General features: G+C 41.0%; 2 protein-coding genes and 2 pseudogenes. 3 read left to right on the top strand and 1 reads right to left on the bottom strand.

Annotated elements, in window-relative coordinates:
• Positions 1-147: 147 nt before the first annotated feature.
• Positions 148-744, top strand: a pseudogene (locus EKM98_RS11825) (helix-turn-helix domain-containing protein); the annotation flags it as partial.
• Positions 745-828: 84 nt separating this feature from the next.
• Here EKM98_RS11825 and EKM98_RS11820 read toward each other — a convergent pair.
• A pseudogene (locus tag EKM98_RS11820) lies at positions 829-1862 on the bottom strand (IS30 family transposase).
• Between the two features lie 160 nt (positions 1863-2022).
• Here EKM98_RS11820 and EKM98_RS11815 point away from each other — a divergent pair.
• Together EKM98_RS11815 and EKM98_RS11810 are read left to right on the top strand one after the other, a co-directional pair.
• Complete coding sequence (locus EKM98_RS11815) at positions 2023-3192, top strand: iron-containing alcohol dehydrogenase (RefSeq protein ID WP_010619269.1); 1170 nt, start codon at positions 2023-2025, stop codon at positions 3190-3192.
• A 316-nt stretch (positions 3193-3508) separates the two neighbouring features.
• Positions 3509-3790, top strand: coding sequence for an ArsC/Spx/MgsR family protein (locus tag EKM98_RS11810; RefSeq protein WP_125982742.1), 282 nt, complete (start codon positions 3509-3511; stop codon positions 3788-3790).
• Positions 3791-3925: the final 135 nt, after the last annotated feature.

Genomic DNA, 3925 nt, shown 5'->3' with positions numbered 1-3925 from the left:
TTTAACAGAATATAAAAGTGGTGAATCATAATTCCGTCGAATTATGATTCACCACTAATGTTAGTCAGTTTTTGTAAATTAAAAGCCCACAGGTCCCCATCTAATAAAATCCACCCACTACAGCATCATTAAAGGAGATAAGAACCCATGAACCCTATTGATAATACCATAAAGTTCGTCCTAAGCATAACTGACGAGAACGTTAACTTTTTTGCTTATAAAAGCCAATCTATTAAAAACAAACAATCTAAGATTTACATCGCCAACGTTAAAGTTAACTGTGTGAGATGTCCCCAATGTGGTTTCAGTCATCTGAACCATAATGGTCACTACATTGCGCGTACTTCGTACCCGTCAGCCAATGCCAGTGAGCCAGTGTACCTTGAGCTACATAAGGAACGATTAGTTTGTAAAGACTGTGGTGCTTCAATAATGGCATCCACTAGTCTAGTTGATAAATATTGCAACATTTCGCAAGCCACACGACAGAAAATATTCATGCATTTGCAGGACGACCGGACTCAGGCCAGCATCGCCTTAGATAATTGTGTATCACCAAGTACAATTTGTCGCTATTTAGATAATTACGATGATTTATTCCGCCGGAATTATGATTACTTACCAGAGCATTTAGCGATGGATGAAGTACGCGGTGTTGGTGGTCAATTACACTTTATCTGTATTAACGGTGCCAGCAACCATGAAATTCAACAAATCTTGCCGGATCGCTATAAAAAAAGCATTCCCAAATTGCAAGAACAAATTAGCCACACGATAAATCCTATTAAATCAGTATTTTCATTAATATTCATATTTTATGGGCTTAACTTAACCGGCGGAAGCAGCGGAGAAAAGCTCTTTGGGTGTTTGATAGCCAGTTTGCCGGCGCGGTAAATTGTTTAGCTTTGACTCAACTGCTTGGATATCATGAGGACCCAAAATATCCATGGATAGACCCTTGGGTACATCGCGGCGGATCATTCGATTATGCGCTTCGTTAGTCCCACGCTCAGAGGAACGATATGGATGGGCATAATAAAGGTCAGCGACACCGGTAAGTACAGCGCCAACTTCCGAGAACTCAGCGCCATTATCGGCAGTAACTGACTTCATGATTGATCCGTATTCTTGACAGATCTTGGCCAGCTCATAGTTGACTGAATCGGCATCACGACCATCGATCAAACGTAGAATTTGGCAGCGGGATTGACGCTCGATCAGCGTTAAGATCACACTCTCTTGACCGTTGCGCTTGCCCACCACGGTGTCCAATTCGAAATGGCCGAACTCTTGGCGCTGGTCGATACACTTTTAGGCCGTTCATCAATACTCCGTCCGGCCAGACGCTTGTGCTTGATCGAGTGATGATGTTTGGCACGGTGGCGCGTTTTTTCGAGTAGATCAAGATTGCGGACTTCAAGTAACTGGGCATCAATATAGTGGTATAGCGTCTTGGTCGAGACCATCTCCTCAGGTTGATATAAGCCTTCAAGTTTGGCCCGTCCTACTGCTGCATCAGGCGACCAACCATCTTGACGCAAATGAGTCGTAAAATAGTCGATAAAATCAGCGACACCGACGAGTTTCAAAGGTCGATGACAGTGGGCTCGATTAGCTTCGTACTTAGCTTGTGCTGTTTCTGGTGAGTATACAGCGTAATATTGGCGTTGACCATTCACTTTTTTTACTTGGTCGATCTCGCCGCGGCACAATTCATTATTGATTGTTTGATGACAAACATTAAGCGCTCTGGCAATTGCACGATTGGAATAGCCTTGGCTGTGCAGCGTAGCAATTCTGCCTCGTTCAAACGAAGTTAGGTGCTGACCTTTTTTTCTGACTGTGGTATTCTGTTCTTGCATCAAGACAATAACCTCTTTCATTGTTTGTGTAGGAACATCAATGATAACAGAGATTTGTCTTGGTGTTTTTTATTTTATCAATTAGCTAAAAGTATTTGGCTAACTTGATTATAAAACGCGCGGTGAAAATGTAAACAAATTCAGAGGAGGAATTTCTGTTATGAAGGAAAATTTTGACTTTTTAATGCCTAGTGTTAACTTTTTTGGTGCCGGTGTTATTAAAAAAGTTGGCGATCGGGCCAAGATGCTTAACATGAAGAAGCCTTTGATCGTAACTGACAAAGGAATTGAATCACTTGAAAATGGTCCTGTTGACCAAACCTTGGCTTCATTAAAAGGTGCCGGCGTGGATTACGTTGTTTATGATGGCGTTGAACCCAACCCTAAAGTTCATAACATTCAAGAAGCTAAGAAACTTTATTTAGCTGAAGGTTGTGACAGTATCATCACTGTTGGTGGTGGTTCAGCTCATGACTGTGGTAAAGGAACTGGTATCATTTTGACTAATGGTGATGACATCACTAAGTTAGCCGGAATTGAAACCCTTGAAAATCCACTACCACCTTTGATGGCGGTTAACACCACTGCCGGTACTGCTTCAGAGCTTACCCGTCACTGTGTTATCACTAATACTGAAACGAAACTTAAGTTCGTTGTTGTTTCATGGCGTAACGTTCCATTGGTCTCATTCAATGACCCAATGCTAGAACTTGACGTTCCTAGGGGTATGACTGCTGCTACAGGTATGGATACCTTTGTACAAGCAATCGAACCATACGTTTCAACCAACCGAAACGACATTACAGACGGTCAATGTATCCAAGCTATCAAATTAGTTGAAGAGAGTCTTCGTGAAGTCGTTGCTAACGGCCACAACGTTGAAGCTCGTACTAAGATGGTTGAAGCTGAAATGCTCGGTGGTATGGCCTTCAATAACGCTGACTTAGGTTACGTTCATGCCATGGCTCACCAACTCGGTGGCCAATACGATGCACCTCATGGTGAGTGCTGTGCAATCTTGTTACCAATCGTTGAGAAATACAACATCGTTGCTTGCCCAGAACGTTTTGCTGAATTAGCTGAAATCATGGGTGAAAACACTGAAGGACTTTCAGTTCGCGATGCTGCTGACCTTTCAATTAAGGCAATGCGTCAGATGTGTGATGACGTTAACATTCCTCGTAGTATCAAAGCAATCGGTGCAAAGCCAGAAGACTTTGAATTGATGGCTGAGAATGCTTTGAAAGATGGTAACGCTCCTTCGAACCCACGTAAGGGTACTAAAGAAGAAATCGTTAAGTTGTTCCAAGAAGCTTACGATGCAGAATAGTTATTAATTTATGAAGTTTAGGAAGTCGCGGACTGTGAGCCACGGCTTCTTTTCTACATATAAAATAAAATTACTAATTTTCCGTAATTATCTGACAAAATAATTGGATTATGTGGCAATTAGTTATACAATTTATCCTAACTTCAAACTTAACGAATAACTAGAAATGGAGTGGTGCTCAATGTTGAAGTTTTACTACAATGCAAATACGCCATCCAAGCGGAAAGCCTTAAAGTGGCTAGATGACAACGAAATTCAATACGAAACTCGAAACATTAATTTCAAGCCTTTGGATGAAGAATAAATTACTCACATCATGCACCTTTCTGAAGAAGGTACTGATCAGATTATTTCAAAGCGCTCAAAAATCATGCAAAACTTGCACGTCGCTTTGAGCAAGCTCTCATTTAATGGTGTCGTTAAATTGATTAAGGAAAATCAAGGGATTTTAAAGAGTCCCATTTTGATGGAGAATGATAAATTAATGTCTGGCTTTGATTCAGAACAGGCCCGCATGTTCATTCCCCCCAAGAAACGCCGTTTGGAAATGCGCAACTTATTAAGTTTACTTATTAAGAACGATCCATTATTAAACTAAACAACTAAAAAAAGCTGAAGTATCTTGGTTTGATTGACTCAACCAGGATGCTTCAGCTTTTTTTCTACGATTAGTCAAGAGAAACCTCTATTTTATGGGGTTCTCTTTTTTTTGAGCAGTACTTTAAGATTTTTT

Source organism: Loigolactobacillus iwatensis (genome assembly GCF_003950295.1).
Classification (GTDB): Bacteria; Bacillota; Bacilli; order Lactobacillales; family Lactobacillaceae; genus Loigolactobacillus; species Loigolactobacillus iwatensis.
Note: the sequence above shows the minus strand (reverse complement) of the source record. Positions and strands in the feature narration are given on the sequence as shown.